This window comes from Agrococcus phoenicis, from assembly GCF_047302415.1.
Taxonomy (GTDB): Bacteria; Actinomycetota; Actinomycetes; order Actinomycetales; family Microbacteriaceae; genus Agrococcus.
The window spans coordinates 898,958-918,039 of the sequence record NZ_CP154854.1 but is presented as its reverse complement, the minus strand read 5'-3'; the positions used below and the strand labels follow the sequence as shown (position 1 = coordinate 918,039).

Sequence of the window (19,082 nt, the reverse complement as noted above, 5' to 3'; positions counted from 1 at the left end):
CACCGCGAAACGGAGTCCCATGAACGTCACGACCGTGCTGAGCTTCGTGCTGGCGATCATCTTCATCGTCGGCGGGTTCCTGCTCATGGGCTACGCGTTCGAGACGCCGGGCTTCGAGATCGCCATGTTCGCGGCCGGCGCGATCGCCGAGTTCATCGGTGTCGCGGTGCCCGCACTGCTGTGGAACCTGGGGCAGCGCAAGGCTCAGCAGTAGGGCCTGCCTGCGCCGCCGGGCCGCCTCAGCGGCGCGCAGCGCGACCGCTCGGAGCGCTCCGATGCGTCGTCGCTCGCGATGCCGCCTCGGCTGCCGCCCAGGCGCGCTGAGCCGGAGTGACGGCGCTGCCGCCGGCGACCGGCATCCGCGGCTTCCAGCCCTCCGCGATGGCGATCGCCAGGGCGTCCGCGGCGTCCGCGGGCCTCGGCGCCGCGTCGAGCCGCAGCAGCCTGCGCACCATCTCGCCCACCTGGCGCTTGTCGGCGGCGCCGTAGCCGGTGACCGCCGCCTTCACCTCGGTCGGCGTCAGGAGCGCGATCGGGATCCCGCGCTCGGCCGCGGCCCGCAGCACGATGCCCGAGATCTGCGCGACGCCCATCACGCTCTGGAGGTTGGCCTGCGCGAAGACGCGCTCGAGGGCGATGCGCTCCGGCTGATGCGCGTCGATCGCTGCCTCGACCCCGCGGGCGATGCGCAGCAGGCGCTGCTCGATGGCCTCGCCGGCGCCCGACCGCAGCACCTCGACGTGCACGAGCGTCGGGACGCGGTGCTCCACGTCGACCACGCCGACGCCGCAGCGCGTCAGGCCCGGATCGACGCCGAGCACGCGCATCGGCATGCGGCTACTCGTCGTCCTCGTCGAGCTGCGCCTGCACCTCGGGAGGCACGTCGAGGTTGACGTAGACGTTCTGGACGTCGTCGCTGTCCTCGAGCGCGTCGATGAGGCGGAACACCTTGCGGGCCGTCTCCGCATCCACCTCGACCTTGAGGTTCGGCACGAACTCGACGTCGGCGGAGTCGTAGTCGATGCCCGCCTCCTGCAGCGCCGTGCGCACGGCGACGAGGTCGCCTGCCTCGGAGAGGATCTCGAAGCCGCCGCCCTGGTCGGTGACCTCCTCCGCGCCCGCGTCGAGCACGGCGAGCAGGATGTCGTCCTCGGTGACGCCATCAGTCTTGGTGACGGAGACGACGCCCTTGCGGTTGAAGTTGTACGCGACCGATCCCGGGTCGGCCATGGTGCCGCCGTTGCGGGTCATGGCGGTGCGCACCTCGGCCGCGGCACGGTTCCTGTTGTCGGTGAGGCACTCCACCATGAGGGCGACGCCGTTCGCGGCGTAGCCCTCGTACATGATGGTGGCGTAGTCGATCGACTCGCCCGTCAGCCCAGCGCCGCGCTTGATCGCGCGATCGATGTTGTCGTTGGGGACGCTCGTCTTCTTGGCCTTCTGCACGGCGTCCACGAGGGTGGGGTTGCCGCTGAGGTCAGCGCCGCCGATCTTCGCTGCGACCTCGATGTTCTTGATGAGCTTCGCGAACGACTTGGCACGGCGGGCGTCGATGACGGCCTTCTTGTGCTTCGTCGTCGCCCACTTGGAGTGTCCGGACATGGTGCTTCCTGGTCGTGGGACGGGGACGCCCCATCCTATGCGCGCCGCCGCCCCGCTCGCTGGTGGCGCCCGCGGACGGCGGCCTCAGGCCCGCACCCCTGCCGATCGCAGCTCGATCGCGGCGAGCGCCTCGAGCCCCGCGGGATCCGCTTCCCGGAAGGCGCCGACCGGGTCGGGCACGGCCGCGAGCAGCCGTGCCGCCGGCCGCCCTGCGAGCGCGCGCAGCGCCAGCAGGTCGCGCCCCTCCGGCGTGCGGGCGAGCCTGCCCGTGGCACCGGCCCGCATCCCTGCGCGCACGCGCGGCACCACCCACAGCAGCAGCACCACCAGCACGGGCAGCAGCCACAGCGCCGTGCCGACCGCCGACGCGAGCGCGTCGACACCGGAGCGCAGCGAGACGCCGGCGGCGGCGAGCTCGTCGGCCGGCAGTGAGGCGTCGCGGAGCGGCTGCGCGATCCCCTCCCCGACCAGCGGCACCTGCGCGAGCGCCTCTCCGGCATCCCGCAGGCTCGTGGAGAAGCCGGTGCCCGCATCCTCGATGCGTGTGCCCAGCGCGCCGAGCGAGGCGATCGCCTCGCGCACGAGCTGCGAGAGCCAGATCGACACGGCCACGACCGCGATGGCGAAGGCGTCGCCTGCGATCTGCAGCAGGGCGCGGATGGGCTGGGTCGAGTAGGGCTGCACGCTCACGATCCAAGCACGGCCGGCGCGAGCGGGCGCGGTTGGCTGAGAGGTGCAGCGCGTGGCGCCAGGTTCACGGGTGTGGGCGCCACGCACTGCAACGCTGCGGAGGAAGGTGAGGGAGCTCGAGCGCCCGCGCAGGTGGTCTCAAGCAGGAGCGGCGACGCCGGCCCTCGCCTTCGGCCGCTGCCCGACGAGGACGCCGGCACCGATGACCACCGCCGCGCCGATCACCTGCCACATCCCGAGCGACTCGCCGAGCACCAGCACGCCGAGCGTCACCGCCACCACGGGGATGAGGTAGGTGACGGTCGCGCCGACCGTCGGGCCGACCGCGCGAACGACCTCGAACTGCAGGATGTAGGCGACGCCGGTGCCGATCGCTCCGAGCACGACGACCGCCAGCAGCGACACCCAGAGCGCGCCCGGGTCGCCGTGCACCGCGACCGGCGACCAGCCCTCCACGAGGCAGGTGCCCAGCAGTGCGACGAGCGTCATCGGGAAGCCGGTGATCATGAGGGCGGTCGGATGCGCGAGGCCCGGCACCTCGGTGCCGGCGAGCAGGCGGCGGTTCACGGTCCAGCCGATGCCGTAGGAGACGCCTCCCAGCACCGCGATGCCGAAGCCGAGCAGGTCTGGCCCGCCGTCGGCGCTCCAGGGCTGCGCGATCAGCACGACCCCGGCGAGCCCGAGGAGCACCGCGGCGAGCTTCCGCGGCGTCAGCCGATCGCTCGGCAGCAGGAGCAGGGCGAACAGCACCGTCGCGACCGGCGAGATGGCGTTGCCGAGCCCTGCCGCGGCCGAGGAGATGCGGGTCTCCGCCACCACGAAGCACGTGAAGGGCAGGGCGGTGAGGAAGAAGGAGCAGATGCTGAGCAGCCCCCACGTGCGCCGGTCGTTCGGCAGCCTCGTGCGGGTCGCCGCGACGAGCACGAGGAGGGTGATCGCCGCGATGCCGACGCGCAGTGCCGAAATCTGCATCGGGTGCAGCGCGTCGAGCCCGAGCTTCATCAGCAGGAAGGAGGAGCCCCAGATGACGGCGAGCGAGATCCACATCGCCTGCCACGGGATCCGACTGAGCGCGCTGGTCACGCGAGCATCAGATCACGCACCGGTGACGCGACCGACGCGCTCGAGGAAGCGGCGGTGGAATCGCAGCTCGCCGTCGACCTCGGGGTGGAACGCCGTGCCGAGCAGCGCGCCCTGCTCGACCGCCACGACCCGCCCATCGACCCTGGCGAGGACCTGGACCTGCGCACCGATGCGCTCGACCACGGGGGCGCGGATGAAGGTGGCGCGCAGCGGCGCCTCCCCCAGCGCGGGCGCGTCGAGCACGGCCTCGAAGGAGTCGACCTGGCTGCCGAAGGCGTTGCGCCGCACGTCGACGTCGAGGCCGCCGAAGCTCAGCTGCGTCGGCAGGCCATCCAGGATCCGGTCGGCGAGCAGGATCAGCCCGGCGCACGTCCCGAACGCGGGCATCCCCGCAGCCACCCGCTCCACGATCGGCTCGCGCAGGCCGAAGGCACGGGCGAGCGTGTCGATCACGCTCGACTCGCCTCCCGGCAGCACGAGCCCGTCCACGCTGGCCAGCTGCGCCGGCGAGCGCACCAGCACCACGTCCGCACCCAGCGCCTCGAGCGCGCGCGCGTGCTCGCGCACGTCGCCCTGCAGCGCGAGCACGCCGACGCGGGCGGCGCTGCGGCCGCGTCCCGCCACGGCTACCAGCCGCGGTCGGCCAGGCGGTGCGGCGCCGGCAGGTCGGCGACGTTGATGCCGACCATCGCCTCTCCCAGCCCCCTGGAGGCATCCGCGATCGCCTTCGGATCGTCGAAGGCGGCGGTCGCCCGCACGATCGCGGCGGCGCGTCGCTCTGGCTCGCCCGCCTTGAAGATGCCGGAGCCGACGAAGACGCCGTCCGCTCCGAGCTGCATCATGAGCGCGGCATCGGCCGGCGTCGCGACACCCCCGGCGGTGAAGAGCACGACGGGCAGCGAACCGCGCTCGGCGACCTCTGCGACGAGCTCGTAGGGCGCCTGCAGCTCCTTCGCCGCGACGTAGAGCTCGTCCTTCGCGAGCGTCTGCAGTCGTCGGATCTCCCCGGAGATGGTGCGGATGTGCTTCGTCGCCTCGGACACGTCGCCGGTGCCGGCCTCGCCCTTGGAGCGGATCATCGCCGCGCCCTCGGTGATGCGCCGGAGCGCCTCCCCCAGGTTCGTGGCGCCGCACACGAACGGCACCGTGAAGGGCCACTTGTCGATGTGGTTGACGTAGTCGGCGGGGCTGAGCACCTCGGACTCGTCGATGTAGTCGACCTCGAGCGCCTCGAGCACCTGCGCCTCGACGAAGTGGCCGATGCGCGCCTTCGCCATCACGGGGATCGAGACCTCCGCCTTGATCGCGTCGATCAGGTCCGGGTCGGACATGCGGGCGACGCCGCCCTGCGCGCGGATGTCCGCGGGCACGCGCTCGAGGGCCATCACGGCCACGGCTCCGGCATCCTCGGCGATGCGGGCCTGCTCGGGGGTGACGACGTCCATGATGACGCCGCCCTTCAGCATCTCTGCGAGGCCGCGCTTCACGCGCGCGGAGCCGGTGGTGGGAGCTGTCATGGTGCGTCTCTCTTCTGGTCGTGCCCGAGGGCGCGACGTCGTGTCAGGCCGGCCAGGCCGCTTGGATGTCGCGCCGCATGTCCTCCAGGAGGACGGGCAGCGCCTTCGTCTTCGCGATGATCGGGAAGAAGTTCGAGTCGAGGCTCCAGCGCGGCACGATGTGCTGGTGCAGGTGGTCGGCGATGCCGGCGCCGGCGATGCGGCCCTGGTTCATGCCGATGTTGAAGCCCTGGCACTGGGTCACCTGCGAGAGCACGCGCATCGCCGTCTGCGTGAGCACGGCCATCTCGGCGACCTCCTCGGTGGTCGCCTGGTCGTACATCCCGACGTGCCGGTAGGGGCAGACCATCATGTGGCCGGTGTTGTAGGGGTAGAGGTTCAGCAGCACGAAGCACGTCTCGCCCCGCGCCACGATCAGCCCCTGGTCGTCGCTCAGCTCCGGCGCTCGGCAGAAGGGGCACGCCTCCTGGTCGGGCATCTGCCCCTGCTGGATGTAGACCATCCGGTACGGGGTCCAGAGCCGCTGGAAGTGATCGGGCACCCCCGCCAGCTCGCTCGACATCTGCGTCGGCGCGCCCCAGGCGTGCTCGGCGACCAGCGGCGGATCCTGCTCCGGCGCCGGCGTGAAGCCGGGCAGCGAGTCGCGGTGGATCGCTGCCCGCTCCGCCGGCTCGTCGCGCGCGGGGTCGTCGCCGCGACGATGGCCGAGGTCGCTCACACGTGGGCCTTGGTCTCGATGGCCTCGAGGATGCGCGCGATCGCCTCGTCGACGGGCACGCCGTTGTCCTGCGTGCCGTCGCGGAAGCGGAACGAGACGCTGCCCGCCTCGCGGTCGGTGGCGCCGGCGATGAGCTGGAAGGGCACCTTCGCGAGCGTGTGCGTGCGGATCTTCTTCTGCATGCGCTCGTCGGAGCGGTCGACGTCGATGCGCACGCCCTTGGCGCGCAGCTTCGCCGCGACCTCCTCGAGGTAGGGGGCGAAGTCATCGGCGACCGGCACCGCGACGACCTGCACGGGCGCCAGCCAGACGGGGAAGGCGCCGGCGTAGTGCTCGAGCAGGATCGCGAAGAAGCGCTCGATCGAGCCGAAGAGCGCGCGGTGGATCATGATGGGGCGCTGCTTCGAGCCGTCGGGCGCCGTGTACTCGAGCTCGAAGCGCTCCGGCAGGTTGAAGTCGAGCTGCACGGTCGACAGCTGCCAGGACCGGCCGATCGCGTCGGTGACCTTCAGGTCGATCTTCGGGCCGTAGAACGCGGCCTCGCCCGGCTCCTCGATGACATCGAGCCCGGAGGCGCGCGCGACGCGCCGCAGCGCATCCGTGGCCGTCTCCCAGATGGCCTCGTCGCCGATCCACTTCTCCTTCTCGTCGTCGCGCATCGAAAGCTCGAGGCGGAAGTCGGTCAGGCCGAAGTCGCTCAGCAGCGACAGCACGAACTCGAGGACCTTCGTGGTCTCCTCCTCGAGCTGCTCGGGGGTGACGAACAGGTGCGCGTCGTCCTGCGTGAAGCCGCGCACGCGGGTCAGCCCGTGCAGCGCGCCGGAGAGCTCGTTGCGGTAGACCGTGCCGTTCTCCGCCAGCCGCAGCGGCAGGTCGCGGTAGCTGCGGGTGCGCTCCTTGTAGATCAGGATGTGCATCGGGCAGTTCATGGGCTTCAGGTAGTAGTCGGTGCCCGGCTTCGTGATGGTGCCGTCGGCGTCGCGCTCCTCGTCCATGGTGATCGGCGGCCAGATGCCGTCCGCGTAGGTCACCAGGTGGTTCGAGGTCACGAAGAGGTCCTGCTTCGTGATGTGCGGCGTGTAGACGTAGCTGTAGCCCTGCTCGATGTGGCGCTTGCGCGCGTGCTGCTCCATCTCGCCGCGCGCGATGGCGCCGCGCGGATGCCACACCGAGAGGCCGCTGCCGATCTCCTCTGGGAAGGAGAAGAGGTCGAGCTCGCGACCGAGCTTGCGGTGGTCGCGCTTCGCGGCCTCCTCGAGTCGCTGCTGGTAGGCGCGCAGCTCGTCCTTCGAGGGCCAGGCGGTGCCGTAGATGCGCTGCAGCTGGGGCAGGTCGGTCTTGCCGCGCCAGTAGGCGCCGGCGACGCGCGTGAGCGCGAAGCCGTTGCCGATGAGGCGAGTGGAGGGCAGGTGCGGGCCGCGGCACAGGTCCTTCCACTGCACCTCCCCCGTCTTCGGGTCGACGTTGTCGTAGATCGTCAGCTCGCCGGCGCCCACCTCGACCGAGGCTCCCTCAGCGGCCTTGTCGGCGCCGCCCTTCAGGCCGATCAGCTCGAGCTTGTAGGGCTCGTCGGCCAGCTCTGCGCGGGCCTCGTCGTCGGTGACGACGCGGCGCACGAAGCGCTGGCCGGCCTTGACGATGCGCTGCATCTCCTTCTCGAGCGCCTTCAGGTCGTCGCTCGAGAGCGCCTCGGCGACGTCGAAGTCGTAGTAGAAGCCGTCCTGCACCGGCGGACCGATGCCGAGCCGCGCCTCCGGGTTGACGCGCTGCACCGCCTGCGCGAGCACGTGCGCCGCGGAGTGGCGCAGGATGTCGAGGCCGTCGGCGCTGTCGATCGTCACCGGCTCGACGCGCCCCGATTCGACGGTCTGCGTCTCGCTCACCTCGCGCGCGAGGTCCTGCAGCTCGCCGTCGACGCGCATGGCGACGATGGCACGGTCGGTGAAGAGGTCGAATCCGGTGGTCACTCGACCATCGTAGGCGCGCTCGGGCGCTGCCGGCGCCCGGAGGGAGCGCTCAGGTGCCGCAGAACGTGCGGTAGGAGCGGAAGCCGCGCTCCGGGCTCGGTGCTGCGTAGCGCTCCAGCCCCTCGCGCTCGTCGAACGGCCGCGTCACGACCTCGACGAGGCGCGCGAACGGATCCAGCTCCCCCTCGGTCGCGGCGGCGAGCGCCTCCTCGACGAGGTGGTTCCGCGGTACGTACGCGGGGTTCGCAGCATCCATCGCAGCGGGGTCCGGAGCCAGCGCCAGCCACCCGGCCGCCCAGGCGTCGTAGGCATCCCGGTGGAGGAACAGGTCCCGGACCGCGTCCGGCCGCCCACGAGCGGCCGAGCCGAGCGCGCGGAACGCGGACGTGAGGTCGGTGCGCTCCGACGCCAGCAGCGCGACGAAGCCATCCGCGACCTCCGCGACCGCGCGGTCGTCGATCGCGTCCGAGAGGCCGAGCTTCCTGCGCATGCCCGCGAGCCACGCGGCGCGGTATCGCCCGGGGAAGCCGTCGAGCGCCGCCGTCGCGATGGCGACGGCCTCCTCCTGCTCCTCGGCGAGCAGCGGCAGCACGGTCTCGGCGAACCGCGCGAGGTTCCAGTGCGCGATGCCGGGCTGGTTGCCGTAGGCGTAGCGGCCCTGCGCATCGATCGAGCTGAACACGGTGGCCGGGTCGTACCCCTCCATGAACGCGCACGGGCCGTAGTCGATGGTCTCGCCGGAGATCGTCGCGTTGTCGGTGTTCATGACGCCGTGCACGAAGCCGACGAGCATCCAGCGCGCCACCAGCTCGGCATGCGCTCCGATGACCGAGCCCAGCAGCGCCAGGTGCGGATGCTCGGCGTCCGCCGCGGCGGGCGCGTGGCGGTCGATCGCGTGGTCGGCGAGTCGGCGCAGGAGCGCCAGGTCGCCGGTCGCCCTGGCGTACTGGAAGCTGCCGACCCGCAGGTGGCTGCGCGCGAGGCGTGCCAGCACGGCGCCCGGCAGCGGCTCCTCCCGGCGCACCTCGCGCCCGGTCGACAGGACGGCCAGCGAGCGCGTCGTCGGGATGCCGAGCGCGTGCATCGCTTCGCTGATCACGTACTCTCGCAGCATCGGGCCGACGGCGGCGAGCCCGTCGCCTCCGCGCGAGAGCGGGGTCCGGCCCGCTCCCTTGAGGTGCAGGTCGAGCAGGCCTCCCTGGCCGTCGGAGAGCTCGCCGAGCAGCAGCGCACGCCCGTCGCCGAGGATCGGCGAGTAGCCCCCGAACTGGTGCCCGGCATAGACCTGCGCGACGGGCGAGGCACCTTCGGGCACCGCGGTGCCCAGGAGCAGTCCGATGCCCTCGGGGCTCCGGAGGCGCTCGGGGTCGATCCCGAGCTCGGTCGCGAGCTGCGCGTTCAGCACCAGCAGCGACGGTGTCGGTGCCGGCGCCCCCTGCCAGGGTACGGCCAGCTCCGGGAGCTCGCGGGCGAAGCGGCTGTCGAGCGCGATCGTCGATGCGGAGTCCGGCACATCGCGAGGCTAGCGCCTGTACCCCACGTTGTGCACGGGTCGGCGCCCGATCCACGCGTGGCGGGCTCCGCGGCCCTACGCTTCGGAGATGGACCATCCCACGCAGCACTCCGTCTACACCGCCGCCGACATCGCCCAGGTCCTCGCGGAGCTCCGCGCCTGCGGCCCCGATCCGCTCGAGCTGCGGCGGTGGGCGGCGCGGCGCGAGGTCAGCACCGCGCTCGTCCGCGCGGGCAGGGCGCTCAGCTCCGTGCGGCTCCCCGGCAAGACGGCGGGCGGCGGATGGGTCGAGTTCGGCCTGGTCGAGGGCGTCTGGGCGCGCACCCGCTGACGGCACGAACAAGCCCCCGGCAGGACCGGGGGCTTCGTGGTGGGCGATACTGGGTTCGAACCAGTGACCTCTTCCGTGTCAGGGAAGCGCGCTACCGCTGCGCCAATCGCCCGTGCGGTGTGCTCGAGGTGGAGACGGGATTCGAACCCGCGTAGACGGCTTTGCAGGCCGCTGCCTCACCACTCGGCCACCCCACCAGGTGGTGTGAGATTGACTCTCATGACATTGCTGTCGAGCGGATGACGAGATTCGAACTCGCGACCCTCACCTTGGCAAGGTGATGCGCTACCACTGCGCCACATCCGCGGGGCTCATCGCTGAGCACTCGAATGACTATACCCATGCATCGGGCCCGTGCCAAATCGACCCGCGCCGACGCTGCACGGCTCGGTCGTGTCACGACGAGCCCGAGAGATGTGGCAGACTTGTGCGGTCCGCACGGAGCGACGCTCCGCGGCGAGACGGGCGATTGGCGCAGTTGGTAGCGCGCTTCCTTCACACGGAAGAGGTCGTGGGTTCGAGTCCCGCATCGCCCACCAGCGAGGGCCGGGATCACGGGATCCCGGCCCTTCGTGCTGCGCAGCGCGCGTCGCCGGGGCGCCTCCCGATGGGGTGAGCGCGCTGCGCACGCCTCCGCGCAGCGCTCGAGCGGCACGCGAGCCGCTCGAGAGCGCGCGACGGCAGCCCTCAGCCGGCCGTCGCCCACCTGGCGATCGCGATCGCGGCGACGTCCTCGAGCACGGCGATGGCGGGATCCGGTGCGCCCGACGCCTCGGACACGGCACTGCGAGCCCAGAGGCCGCCGAACGCCCCGATGACCGCACCGACCGCCGCGATCGCGGCACCGCGCCGCACCGATCGGGCCTCGCCTGCGCTCGTCGCCAGCGCGGCTCCCGCCAGCGCGGCTGCCGCGACGCGCCCCACGAGCGCCGGCGGCGTCAGCCGCGACGGCGTGGCCGGCAGCTTGTCTCCGACGAGCTCGGCCGCAGCCCCGATCACCACGAGCGCGCGTCCCGAGCGATGCCGCAGCACGGGCCATCGCCGCCAGTCGGCGTCGTGGCCGGCCGAGCGCGATGCGAGCACCACCGCCGCGAGCGGCGTCAGCGATCGCATGCCGCCCGCCACGCCGAGGAGCAGGCTCCTGCCGTTCGATGACCGCGCGCTCCCCGCACCGCTCGTGCTCCGCATGCGTCCACCCTCGCACCCGGAGGGCGTGCTGCCAATGCCCTGCGCCGCATCCGTGCGACGCCGAGGAGGGCCGGCGCGAAGCCGGCCCTCCTCGTGGTGCGTGAGGCGCTCGAGGATCAGGAGCGCTCGAGCTCGTACTCGTACGCCTCTTCGCCGTGCACGATCTGGTCGATGCCCGCGAGCTCGTCCTCGTCCGTGACGCGGAAGCCGATCGTCTTCTGGATCGCGAAGCCGATCACGTAGGCGATCACGAAGGCGAAGATCATGACGCCGACCGAGGCGAGCACCTGCACGATCAGCTGACCGACGCCGCCGCCGAGGAACAGGCCGGTCTCGGTCGCGAAGAAGCCGAGGTACACGGTGCCGAGCATGCCGCCGACGAGGTGGATGCCCACCACGTCGAGCGAGTCGTCGTAGCCCAGCTTGAACTTCAGCTCGACGGCGATGGCGCAGATCGCACCCGAGAGCGCACCGAGCAGCAGCGCCCAGCCGGGCGTGAGGTTGGCGCAGGCCGGGGTGATCGCGACGAGCCCGGCCACGGCACCGGAGGCAGCGCCGACCGAGGTGGGCTTGCCGTCCTTCAGCTTCTCGACCAGCAGCCAGGCGCAGATCGAGGCCGCCGTGGCACCGATGGTGTTCAGCGTGATGAGCCCGGCGTTGCCGAGGCCGTTCAGCCACTCGGCGCCGACGTTGAACCCGAACCAGCCGAACCACAGGATGCTGGCGCCGAGGATCACGAACGGCACGTTGTGCGGCTTGTGCGCGCCCTTCGTGAAGCCGTGGCGCTTGCCGAGCACGAAGGTCAGCGCGAGCGCAGCGGCACCGGCGTTGATGTGGACGGCCGTGCCGCCGGCGTAGTCGATGACGTCGGGCAGGCCGAGCAGCTCGCCGAGCGAGTACGCCCAGCCGCCGCCCCAGACCCACGCGGCGATCGGGAAGTAGCCGAGGGTCGCGAACACACCCGCGAAGAGCATCCAGGAGCCGAACTTGGCGCGGTCGGCGATCGAGCCCGAGATCAGGGCGACGGTGATGATCGCGAAGGTCGAGCCGTAGGCGACGCCGATGAAGTCGGTGTTCGCGCTCTCGCCCGCAGCCATCGCGGCGAGGCCGAAGTCGCTGAAGGGGTTGCCCGAGAAGGCCAGCGGTGACTCGACGGCCGCCATGTTGTAGCCGTAGAGGATCCACAGCGTGCCCACGAGGCCGATGGCCCCGAACGACATCATCATCATGCTGATCACGCTCTTCGAGCGCACGAGGCCCCCGTAGAAGAACGCGAGGCCTGGCGTCATGAACAGCACGAGCGCTGTCGCGACGACGCCGAAGGCCATGCTGCCTGCATCGATTTCGGGCATGGGGGGTGCTCCTTGGGGGTGTCGACCTGCGGTGATACGCCGAGCATCCTCCGCGCCGGTTTCGCCAGCGGTGCCTCGATCGTTTCGAGGCGGTTACGGATGCGGCCGTCGTGTTTCGCGCGTGTTGCCCGCGGCGCGAGCGGCATCCTTCCCGGTGGGAGGATGGCCCCATGAAGCTGTCGTGGATCCGGAACCCGCAAGTCTCGGCGATGCTCCTGCTGGGCGCCGCCATCGTCGGCCTCGTGATCGCGAACACGGGGCTCGGCCCGGCGCTCGACGACCTCAAGCACGCGCACCTGCCCTTCACGATCTTCGGCCTCGACCTCTCGGCGGCGCACTGGGTCACCGACGGCCTGCTCGTCATCTTCTTCTTCGTCGTGGCGGTGGAGCTGCGGTACGAGTTCACGCAGGGCGACCTCAACTCCGTGTCGAAGGCGGCGGTGCCGACCATCGCCGCGCTCGGCGGCGTCGCGCTGCCGGCCATCATCTACTTCAACGTCGCCGGGGCCGATGGCGCGCAGGGCTGGCCGATCCCGACCGCGACCGACATCGCCTTCGCGCTCGGCGTGCTCGCGCTGTTCGGCCGCCGCCTGCCCTCCAGCGTGCGAGCGCTGCTGCTGGCGCTCGCCGTCATCGACGACCTGATCGGCATCTTCTTCATCGCCGTGTTCTTCACCGAGTCGGTCTCGCTGCCCCACCTCGGCGTCGCCGCGGTCGGCATCGCGGCGTTCTGGATGCTCGGGCGCGTCTACCGCGGCAAGCGGGGCAGCTGGCCGCTGCGCATCGCGCTCGTGGTGGTCGCCGCCGTCACGTGGTGGCTCGTCGCCTCGAGCGGCATCCACGCCACGATCGCCGGGGTGCTGCTCGGGCTCGTGCTCGCACCCGCTCCCGCGGAGTCGGCGCGCGAGAAGCTCGAACCGCTGACGAACGGCATCGTGCTGCCGCTGTTCGCCTTCACGAGCGCCTCGGTCGCCATCCCCCAGGTCGGCATCGGCGAGCTCAGCCCGGTGTTCTGGGCGATCGTGATCGCGCTCCCCGTCGGCAAGCTCTTCGGCGTCACGATCGCGGGACTCATCGGCCAGACCGCGCTGCGCGTGCCGAAGGCCGAGCGCGTGCGCCTGCCGGAGCTGATCGGCATCAGCCTGCTCGCCGGCATCGGCTTCACCGTGTCGCTGCTCATGAACGAGCTCGCCCACCGCACGGCGGAGGAGCTCATCGTCGAGGGCACGCTCGGCGTGCTCACCGGCTCGCTCATCGCCGCGGTGCTCGGCGCCGTCTACATCTGGCTGCTCAGCCGGCGCTACCCGCCGGTCGACACGGAGGCGGTGGAGGCGCAAGACGCTGCCGAGTACCTGCGCCGCACCGACGCGGAGGGGTGAGCGCGCCCGCGCGGAGGGGTGAGCGCGCCCGCTACTCGTTCGCGAGCGCGACGAGGCGCGAGATCGCGCGCAGGTACTTCTTGCGATAGCCGCCGCCCAGCATCTCCTCGCTGAAGACCTCCGACAAGGTGGTGCCGCTCGACCGGATCACCACCTGCGCGTCGTACAGCCGGTCGACGAGCGCGACGAACCGCAGGGCGTCGTTCTGGTCCGTCAAGGTGCGCACGCCGCGCAGGCCGAGCGCATCCACGCCCCGCACCAGGCCGACGTAGCGCGACGGGTGCACCTGCGAGAGGTGCGAGACGAGCGCCTCGAAGTCATCGAGCGCCACAGTGCCGTCGATCGCCTCCATCGCGGGCTCGAGCTCCTCGGCGGCGACGGTCGGGGCGCTGCCGGTGATGTCGCGCTGGCGGTAGTCGTCGCCGTCGATGCGCATGATCTGGAACCGGTCGGCGATCGCCTGGATCTCCCGCAGGAAGTCGGCGGCGGCGAAGCGACCCTCGCCGAGGGCGTTCGGCGGGGTGTTGCTCGTCGCTGCGAGCTTGGTGCCGCCGGCGACGAGCTCGCCGAGCAGCCGGGTCATCACCATCGTGTCGCCCGGGTCGTCGAGCTCGAACTCGTCGATGCAGATGATGCGCGAGCCCTGCAGCTGCCGCACGGTCTCGGCGTAGCCGAGCGCCCCCACCAGCGCCGTGTACTCGATGAAGGTGCCGAAGCGCTTCGGCCCCGGCATCGCCTTCCAGAGCGATGCGAGCAGGTGCGTCTTGCCGACGCCGAAGCCGCCGTCCAGGTAGATGCCGGGCTTCACCTCCGGCGCCTTCTTCCTGAAGAGGCCGCCGCGCTTGGGAGCCGTCCAGGCCTCGACGAGCTCCTGCATGCGCTCCAGCGCCTCTGCCTGCGACGGATGCGCGGGGTCCGGCCGATAGGAGTCGAACGTGGCGCTGTCGAACTGCGGCGGCGGCGCCAGGCTCGCCACGATCTGCTCTGCGCTCACCTCTGGGCTGCGCTCGACGAGCGAGATCGGTGCTGGCATGCGGGCTCCTTGGCTGCACGAGCGTCTCGCGCGGAAGATTCGATGGGAGGATGGCGTTCGCCCCGATGAGCCTACTTGAGGCGGCACGCCGCACGCCGCCCGTCAGCAGCCTCGGCGCCGCAGCGCAGCAGCCATCGTGCAGCCGAGCAGAAGGAGGAACCGTGACCGACACCGAGACCCGGATCAGCGAGTACGCCGCACCGCACCGCGTCGTCACCACCGAGTGGGTCGCCGCGCACCTCGACGATCCCGACGTCGTGATCGTGGAGTCCGACGAGGACGTCCTGCTGTACGAGGTCGGGCACATCCCCGGCGCCGTGAAGATCGACTGGCACACCGATCTCAACGATCCCGTGCAGCGCGACTACCTCTCCCCCGAGGCCTTCGCGTCCCTGCTCGGCTCGAAGGGCATCGGTCGCGACACCACGGTCGTGCTCTACGGCGACAAGGCGAACTGGTGGGCCACCTACGCGCTCTGGGTCTTCGCCCTCTACGGCCACGACCGCACGCGCATCATGGACGGCGGCCGAGACCTGTGGATCGCCGAGGGCCGGGAGGTCACCCGCGAGGCCCCCGTGCGCGAGTCGGTCGACTACCCGGTCGTCGAGCGCGACGACTCGACGCTCCGCGCCTTCCGCGACGACGTGCTCGCGCACCTCGGCAAGCCGCTCGTGGATGTCCGCAGCCCGGAGGAGTACTCGGGCGAGCGCACGACGGCGCCCGCCTACCCCGAGGAGGGTGCGCTGCGAGCCGGGCACATCCCGACGGCGGCGAGCGTGCCGTGGGGCCGGGCCGCGAACGAGGACGGCACCTTCCGCTCGCGCGCCGAGCTGGAGGCGATCTACCTCGACGGCGCCGGCCTCCGCGGGGCGGACGACGTGATCGCCTACTGCCGCATCGGAGAGCGCTCCAGCCACACCTGGTTCGTGCTCACCCACCTCCTCGGGCTCCCCGGCGTGCGCAACTACGACGGCTCCTGGACGGAGTGGGGCTCGCTCGTCGGCGTGCCGATCGCCGTCGGCGCCGAGCCCGGAGAGGCCCCGACCCGATGACGCTAACCCCCGCGCTCCAGCAGACGGTCGCCGACTTCCACGCGATGGCAGAGCAGGATCGCCTGCAGCTGCTGCTCGAGTTCTCCGACGAGCTGCCGCAGCTGCCGCAGCGCTACGCCGAGCACCCCGACCTGCTCGAGCGCGTCGCCGAGTGCCAGTCGCCCGTCTTCCTCTTCGTCGAGGTCGACGATGCCGCGGAGGGCGGCGCCGTGCACGTGCACGCGACCGCGCCCGAGGAGGCGCCGACCACGCGGGGCTTCGCCTCGATCCTGGCCCACGGCCTCGAAGGCGCATCGGTGGAGGCGGCCCTCGCCGTGCCGACCGACTTCCCTCGCGAGCTCGGCCTCGACCGGGTCGTCTCGCCGCTGCGCCTGCGCGGCATGGTCGGCATGCTCGGGCGCATCCAGCGCCAGATCCGCGCGCACGCCGCCCCCGCCGACTGAGCGGCGGCTGCGGGCGGCACGCGTCTCGGGCCCCTACCCGAACGCGCCGATCCCGCGCGCATCCAGCCAGTCGCCCACCTCGGTCTCGTAGCGCGCACGATCGAGGTTCCAGAGCTTGGTGTGCCGCGCCCGCCGCCACTCGTGGTACTCCACCAGGTCCGGCCGCGCCGCCGCGAGCTCCCGCGAGGCATCCGGCGGCACGTAGCCATCGTCAGCGGAGTGCAGCAGCAGGATCGGCTGCGACAGCGCGTCGGCGTGCAGCACGTTGTCGAGCTCGTCGAAGTCGAGGCTCCGGCCACCGCTCAGCACCGCCGCGGGCGACTCGAGCAGCCCCACCGCGGTGTCGACGAGCCAGGCCGGCATCTTGACGAGCGCGACCTGCAGCAGCAGGGTCGGGCGCCAGCCGACGACCGGCGAGTCGAGCACGACGCCCGCGATGCGTCGACGGTGGCGCGAGCGCCTGGCGACCTGCAGCGCGATCTGCCCGCCCATCGACCACCCGTGCAGCACGATGCGCTCGGCGCCCCGCGCGACGGCGAGGCCGATGGCGTCGTCGATGTCCCGCCACTCGTCGAGCCCCAACCGGTACCGGTTGTGCCTGCTCGGCGGGGCCTCGGTGTCGTTGCGGTACGACGCCGCCAGCACCGGGATGCCGCGCTGCAGGTAGATCGGCGCGGCCCGCAGCGTCTCGTGCCTGGTCACGCCCCGGCCGTGCACCTGCACGCACCACGTCGTCGCCTCCTGGTCGCCCATGATCCAGGCGGGCGCGGGCCCGAGCTCGGTGCCGACCTCGACCGCCTCCACCGCATCCGCCACCTGCTCGGGCTCGAAGATCGCGTAGCCCGACCAGCGGGCGGTCGCCGCGCCCTCGAGCAGCGCGCGGGCGGGCGCGTCGATCGAGCGCGTGACGCCGTCGGCATCCTGCGAGACCACGGCGCCGAGCACCGCGATCCGCCGCCCCACCCACAGCGCGTAGGTGCCCGGCAGCACGGTGTCGGGCGTGAGCCCGAGGCGCACGGTGTCGTCGCCGAGGCCGAGGATCCGGATGTCGTCGAGGGGTGATCGCGGTGGCGTGACCAGCATCGAGGCGAGCACCGCGGAGAGGCCGGTGACGGCGACCGCTGCGCCCGCGACGGCCACCCCGCCGGCGATGAGCGCCGGGCGCGTCAGCGCCGAGAGGCCCTGGGGCGGCCCACCGCCCGATGATCTCGTCGGCGCTGTCCGTGCCGCTCGCCGGCCAACAGCGGCGGCGCGCCTCGCTCCGTGCATCACGCTCGAATCGTAGTCTTTCGAGGTGGACACGAGCAGTGCAGCACCCGCCCCCGAGCCGGAGGCGTTCCGCGCTGCCGTCGAGCAGCTGCGCAGGGCAGAGCTGCGCAGCGAGCTCTCGGTGCGCGAGATCCCGGCGCCCGGGCGCATCGCCCCGCACTCCTTCGCCATCGCCGCAGACGTGGGCGTGCCCGCGCACGGTCGCGACTCCGACATCGGCACCGGCCGCTTCATCCTCATGCACGACCCCGAGGAGCCGGAGGCGTGGGGCGGCGAGTTCCGCGTCGTCAGCTTCACGCAGGCCTCGCAGGATCGCGAGATCGCGGCCGACGAGTTCTTGGCCGAGGTGACCTGGACCTACCTGATCGAGGCGCTCGAGCAGCGCGGCGCCGAGTACCACTCGGAGTCGGGCACGGCGACGAAGATCCTCTCCAGCGGGTTCGGCGAGCTGGCGGCGCAGGGCGATGGCGCGCAGATCGAGCTGCGCGCCTCCTGGACGCCGACCGGCCGCGACTTCGGCGCGCACCTCACCGCCTGGACGGACATGCTCTGCGCCATCGCCGGTCTCTCGGTGCAGCCGGGGGCGACCGGCCTCGACGCCCACCGGCGGACCCGTGGCTGACGTGCGGGGCGCAGCGCGCGCTGCGAGCGGCGCAGACGCGCACGACCCTGCCGCATCCGAGCCGGAGCTGCCGCTCGCCCGGGCGCAGGGCCCGCTCGACGTGATCGTGGATCCCGACGCGCTCGCACGCGCTGCTGAGCGCCTGGCCGCCGGCACCGGCCCCGTCGCGGTCGACGCGGAGCGCGCGAACGGCTTCCGCTACTCGGCACGCGCCTACCTCGTGCAGCTGCATCGCCGCGGCGCAGGCACGGTGCTGGTGGATCCCACCGCGCTCGACGACCTCTCGGTGCTGCAGGAGGCGATCGGCGGCGAGGAGTGGATCATCCACGCCGCGAGCCAGGATCTCCCGTGCCTGCGCGAGGTGGGCCTCGAACCGGCCCGCCTGTTCGACACCGAGCTCGGCGCTCGGCTCGCGGGATTCGAGCGCGTCGGCCTCGCCGCCGTCACCGAGCGGCTCGTCGGCCTGCGGCTGCGCAAGGAGCACGGCGCGAGCGACTGGTCGACCCGGCCGATCCCCGAGCCGTGGCTCGAGTACGCCGCCTTGGACGTCGAGGTGCTGCCGGATGCGCGGGACGCGCTGGCGGCGGAGCTGCGTGCGCAGGGCAAGGAGGAGCTCGCCGAGGAGGAGTTCGCCTATGCCCTCGAGCGCTCGCCGAAGCCGCCAGCGGAGGAGCCCTGGCGTCGCCTCTCCGGCATCCACACCATCCGCGACCGTCGCCAGCTGTCGGTCGCCCGTGCGCTGTGGCTCGCGCGCGACGAGCTCGCGAGCTCGACCGACACCGCCCCCGGCCGGCTGGTGCCGGATCGCTCGCTGCTCGCTGCCGCGACCGCGGACCTCGAGTCCAAGAGCCGGCTCGCTGCGCGTCGCGACTTCTCGGGTCGCGCGAGCCGCAGCGAGCTCGACCGGTGGTGGTCGGCGATCGAGCGCGGCCGCAGCGCAGAGGATCTCCCCCAGCTGCGCGTGCGCTCCGACGAACCGCCGCCCCCGCGCTTCTGGAAGGCGCGTCGCCCCGCAGCGGACGCCCGCCTGAAGGCCGCCCGCGCCGTGGTGCAGCAGGTCGCATCCGAGCTCTCGATGCCGGCGGAGAACGTGCTGATGCCCGACACGCTGCGGCGGGTGGCGTGGGAGCCGACCGAGCCCACCCCGGAAGGCGTGGCGCGCGTGCTGCGCGAGCGCGATGCGCGCGCGTGGCAGGTTGCGGCGACCGCACAGAGGATCGCGGCCGCGTTTGTAGAGGCAGACCAAGCGCCCGCGGAGCCCTCGGAGCCTGACTCGTAGGAAGCGGCAACCGCCGGGCCGCCGTCGGCGCACCGTTCCTACAC

The 19,082-nt window shown here is 72.2% G+C and carries 20 protein-coding genes and 4 tRNA genes; 8 read left to right on the top strand and 16 right to left on the bottom strand.

All coding sequences use genetic code 11. From position 1 onward, the window contains the following. Window positions 1–19: 19 nt before the first annotated feature. Window positions 20–214, top strand: a complete 195-nt coding sequence (locus AA0Z99_RS04460; RefSeq protein ID WP_413319829.1) for a hypothetical protein — start codon at window positions 20–22, stop codon at window positions 212–214. Between the two features lie 25 nt (window positions 215–239). Here the strand turns inward: AA0Z99_RS04460 and ruvC are convergent, their stop codons facing one another. From ruvC to AA0Z99_RS04415, 9 genes are all read right to left on the bottom strand, one after another. After that, the gene (gene ruvC / locus AA0Z99_RS04455; protein WP_413319827.1) at window positions 240–833 is read right to left on the bottom strand and encodes a crossover junction endodeoxyribonuclease RuvC; all 594 of its coding nucleotides are present in this window, start codon (window positions 831–833) and stop codon (window positions 240–242) included. A gap of 4 nt (window positions 834–837) precedes the next feature. Then, window positions 838–1,602, bottom strand: coding sequence for a YebC/PmpR family DNA-binding transcriptional regulator (locus tag AA0Z99_RS04450; protein WP_413319825.1), 765 nt, complete (start codon window positions 1,600–1,602; stop codon window positions 838–840). A gap of 84 nt (window positions 1,603–1,686) precedes the next feature. After that, window positions 1,687–2,292, bottom strand: coding sequence for a hypothetical protein (locus tag AA0Z99_RS04445; protein ID WP_413319823.1), 606 nt, complete (start codon window positions 2,290–2,292; stop codon window positions 1,687–1,689). Between the two features lie 138 nt (window positions 2,293–2,430). After that, a complete protein-coding gene (locus tag AA0Z99_RS04440; RefSeq protein ID WP_413319821.1) occupies window positions 2,431–3,375 on the bottom strand; it encodes a DMT family transporter in 945 nt (314 codons plus the stop codon). Between the two features lie 12 nt (window positions 3,376–3,387). Continuing rightward, entirely contained in the window at window positions 3,388–3,999 is a 612-nt protein-coding gene (gene pdxT / locus AA0Z99_RS04435; RefSeq protein ID WP_413319819.1) for a pyridoxal 5'-phosphate synthase glutaminase subunit PdxT, read from the bottom strand. Between the two features lie 2 nt (window positions 4,000–4,001). Then, window positions 4,002–4,892: a pyridoxal 5'-phosphate synthase lyase subunit PdxS gene (gene pdxS, locus AA0Z99_RS04430; protein ID WP_413319817.1), complete on the bottom strand. Its 891-nt coding sequence runs from the start codon at window positions 4,890–4,892 to the stop codon at window positions 4,002–4,004. A 43-nt stretch (window positions 4,893–4,935) separates the two neighbouring features. Further along, window positions 4,936–5,454, bottom strand: a complete 519-nt coding sequence (locus tag AA0Z99_RS04425) for an HIT family protein (RefSeq protein ID WP_413320772.1) — start codon at window positions 5,452–5,454, stop codon at window positions 4,936–4,938. Between the two features lie 152 nt (window positions 5,455–5,606). Next, window positions 5,607–7,532 carry a threonine--tRNA ligase gene (gene thrS, locus AA0Z99_RS04420; RefSeq protein ID WP_413320770.1) on the bottom strand — a complete coding sequence of 642 codons (1,926 nt, stop codon included), beginning with the start codon at window positions 7,530–7,532 and terminating at the stop codon, window positions 5,607–5,609. Between the two features lie 94 nt (window positions 7,533–7,626). Beyond that, the gene (locus tag AA0Z99_RS04415) at window positions 7,627–9,090 is read right to left on the bottom strand and encodes a protein adenylyltransferase SelO (RefSeq protein WP_413319815.1); all 1,464 of its coding nucleotides are present in this window, start codon (window positions 9,088–9,090) and stop codon (window positions 7,627–7,629) included. An 88-nt stretch (window positions 9,091–9,178) separates the two neighbouring features. Between AA0Z99_RS04415 and AA0Z99_RS04410 the strand changes: the two genes are divergently transcribed. After that, window positions 9,179–9,421, top strand: coding sequence for a hypothetical protein (locus AA0Z99_RS04410; RefSeq protein ID WP_413319813.1), 243 nt, complete (start codon window positions 9,179–9,181; stop codon window positions 9,419–9,421). Window positions 9,422–9,458: 37 nt separating this feature from the next. Here AA0Z99_RS04410 and AA0Z99_RS04405 read toward each other — a convergent pair. From AA0Z99_RS04405 to AA0Z99_RS04395, 3 genes are all read right to left on the bottom strand, one after another. Further along, window positions 9,459–9,533 (bottom strand) — tRNA-Val (locus tag AA0Z99_RS04405). Between the two features lie 14 nt (window positions 9,534–9,547). After that, window positions 9,548–9,618 (bottom strand) — tRNA-Cys (locus AA0Z99_RS04400). Window positions 9,619–9,655: 37 nt separating this feature from the next. Further along, window positions 9,656–9,727, bottom strand: a tRNA-Gly gene (locus tag AA0Z99_RS04395). Window positions 9,728–9,884: 157 nt separating this feature from the next. Here AA0Z99_RS04395 and AA0Z99_RS04390 point away from each other — a divergent pair. Further along, window positions 9,885–9,960: transfer RNA gene (locus AA0Z99_RS04390), tRNA-Val, on the top strand. Between the two features lie 148 nt (window positions 9,961–10,108). Here the strand turns inward: AA0Z99_RS04390 and AA0Z99_RS04385 are convergent. Then, window positions 10,109–10,609, bottom strand: a complete 501-nt coding sequence (locus tag AA0Z99_RS04385; RefSeq protein ID WP_413319811.1) for a hypothetical protein — start codon at window positions 10,607–10,609, stop codon at window positions 10,109–10,111. A 116-nt stretch (window positions 10,610–10,725) separates the two neighbouring features. After that, a complete protein-coding gene (locus AA0Z99_RS04380; RefSeq protein ID WP_413320768.1) occupies window positions 10,726–11,952 on the bottom strand; it encodes an ammonium transporter in 1,227 nt (408 codons plus the stop codon). Between the two features lie 179 nt (window positions 11,953–12,131). Between AA0Z99_RS04380 and AA0Z99_RS04375 the strand changes: the two genes are divergently transcribed. Next, entirely contained in the window at window positions 12,132–13,340 is a 1,209-nt protein-coding gene (locus AA0Z99_RS04375) for a Na+/H+ antiporter NhaA (protein WP_413319809.1), read from the top strand. 31 nt (window positions 13,341–13,371) lie between these two features. Here the strand turns inward: AA0Z99_RS04375 and zapE are convergent, their stop codons facing one another. Beyond that, window positions 13,372–14,373 (bottom strand): cell division protein ZapE, encoded by a 1,002-nt coding sequence (zapE, locus tag AA0Z99_RS04370; RefSeq protein ID WP_413319807.1) that lies wholly within the window; start codon window positions 14,371–14,373, stop codon window positions 13,372–13,374. 161 nt (window positions 14,374–14,534) lie between these two features. Here zapE and AA0Z99_RS04365 point away from each other — a divergent pair, with 161 nt between their 5' ends. Both AA0Z99_RS04365 and AA0Z99_RS04360 read left to right on the top strand, forming a co-directional pair. Further along, window positions 14,535–15,425 carry a sulfurtransferase gene (locus tag AA0Z99_RS04365; protein ID WP_413319805.1) on the top strand — a complete coding sequence of 297 codons (891 nt, stop codon included), beginning with the start codon at window positions 14,535–14,537 and terminating at the stop codon, window positions 15,423–15,425. Then, a complete protein-coding gene (locus tag AA0Z99_RS04360; protein ID WP_413319803.1) occupies window positions 15,422–15,868 on the top strand; it encodes a SufE family protein in 447 nt (148 codons plus the stop codon). Before AA0Z99_RS04365 ends, AA0Z99_RS04360 begins: the two co-directional genes overlap by 4 nt. Before the next feature lie 33 nt (window positions 15,869–15,901). Here AA0Z99_RS04360 and AA0Z99_RS04355 read toward each other — a convergent pair whose 3' ends face one another. Next, window positions 15,902–17,137, bottom strand: a complete 1,236-nt coding sequence (locus AA0Z99_RS04355; RefSeq protein ID WP_413320766.1) for an alpha/beta hydrolase family protein — start codon at window positions 17,135–17,137, stop codon at window positions 15,902–15,904. A gap of 25 nt (window positions 17,138–17,162) precedes the next feature. Here AA0Z99_RS04355 and AA0Z99_RS04350 point away from each other — a divergent pair, with 25 nt between their 5' ends. Together AA0Z99_RS04350 and AA0Z99_RS04345 are read left to right on the top strand one after the other, a co-directional pair. Beyond that, window positions 17,163–17,759 carry a DUF3000 domain-containing protein gene (locus tag AA0Z99_RS04350; protein WP_413319801.1) on the top strand — a complete coding sequence of 199 codons (597 nt, stop codon included), beginning with the start codon at window positions 17,163–17,165 and terminating at the stop codon, window positions 17,757–17,759. Window positions 17,760–17,859: 100 nt separating this feature from the next. After that, a complete protein-coding gene (locus AA0Z99_RS04345; protein WP_413320764.1) occupies window positions 17,860–19,038 on the top strand; it encodes a ribonuclease D in 1,179 nt (392 codons plus the stop codon). The last annotated feature ends 44 nt before the right edge of the window (window positions 19,039–19,082 follow it).

Excerpts from the sequence above, each read along its gene's own strand:
- AA0Z99_RS04460 (WP_413319829.1), top strand. The coding sequence starts at position 20 with ATGAACGTCACGACCGTGCTGAGCTTCGTGCTGGCGATCATCTTCATC.
- AA0Z99_RS04360 (WP_413319803.1), top strand. The coding sequence starts at position 15,422 with ATGACGCTAACCCCCGCGCTCCAGCAGACGGTCGCCGACTTCCACGCG.
- ruvC (WP_413319827.1), bottom strand. The coding sequence starts at position 833 with ATGCCGATGCGCGTGCTCGGCGTCGATCCGGGCCTGACGCGCTGCGGC.
- pdxS (WP_413319817.1), bottom strand. The coding sequence starts at position 4,892 with ATGACAGCTCCCACCACCGGCTCCGCGCGCGTGAAGCGCGGCCTCGCA.
- AA0Z99_RS04425 (WP_413320772.1), bottom strand. The coding sequence starts at position 5,454 with ATGTCGAGCGAGCTGGCGGGGGTGCCCGATCACTTCCAGCGGCTCTGG.
- AA0Z99_RS04410 (WP_413319813.1), top strand. The coding sequence starts at position 9,179 with ATGGACCATCCCACGCAGCACTCCGTCTACACCGCCGCCGACATCGCC.
- AA0Z99_RS04375 (WP_413319809.1), top strand. The coding sequence starts at position 12,132 with ATGAAGCTGTCGTGGATCCGGAACCCGCAAGTCTCGGCGATGCTCCTG.
- AA0Z99_RS04355 (WP_413320766.1), bottom strand. The coding sequence starts at position 17,137 with ATGCACGGAGCGAGGCGCGCCGCCGCTGTTGGCCGGCGAGCGGCACGG.
- AA0Z99_RS04450 (WP_413319825.1), bottom strand. The coding sequence starts at position 1,602 with ATGTCCGGACACTCCAAGTGGGCGACGACGAAGCACAAGAAGGCCGTC.
- AA0Z99_RS04385 (WP_413319811.1), bottom strand. The coding sequence starts at position 10,609 with ATGCGGAGCACGAGCGGTGCGGGGAGCGCGCGGTCATCGAACGGCAGG.
- thrS (WP_413320770.1), bottom strand. The coding sequence starts at position 7,532 with ATGCGCGTCGACGGCGAGCTGCAGGACCTCGCGCGCGAGGTGAGCGAG.
- zapE (WP_413319807.1), bottom strand. The coding sequence starts at position 14,373 with ATGCCAGCACCGATCTCGCTCGTCGAGCGCAGCCCAGAGGTGAGCGCA.